The following is a 429-nucleotide window of genomic DNA, read 5'->3' as shown; positions in this document are numbered from 1 at the left end:
AAGCGGGTGTGGAGGCGATTGTCATTTCATTCCTGCATTCTTATGCCAATCCGGCTCACGAACAGCAGGCTTGTCGCTTTCTGCGCGATAAATTCCCGACCCTGCACATTATGGCGTCTACAGATGTAGCATCGGTGTTGGGGGAATATGAACGCACAAATACCGCCGTTGTGAACGCAAATTTAAATCCGTTGCTGCAAAAGCACCTGTCCAATCTTGGTCACGCGCTGGAGTCCAACGGGTATCATGGTCCGGTTCTGATTATGCAGTCCATCGGGGGCGTCAGTCCGATGGAAAATGTTCGGCATCAATCGGTCACAACGCTGCTGTCGGGTCCCGTCGGCGGTATTGTTGGCGCCCAGCAGATTGGTGGGTTGATAGGGGAAAGCAACATCATCACGACCGATATGGGCGGGACCAGTTTCGATG

1 protein-coding gene is annotated in these 429 nt (G+C 53.1%); it reads left to right on the top strand.

The features are described from left to right. On the top strand, positions 1 to 429 hold a 429-nt coding region (locus tag ACOSDM_RS20150), incomplete at both ends, for a hydantoinase/oxoprolinase family protein (RefSeq protein ID WP_420726324.1).

Origin of the sequence: Hwanghaeella sp. LZ110 (assembly GCF_048892525.1) — a bacterium.
Taxonomy (GTDB): Bacteria; Pseudomonadota; Alphaproteobacteria; order UBA8366; family Aestuariispiraceae; genus Pacificispira.
Note: the sequence above shows the minus strand (reverse complement) of the source record. Positions and strands in the feature narration are given on the sequence as shown.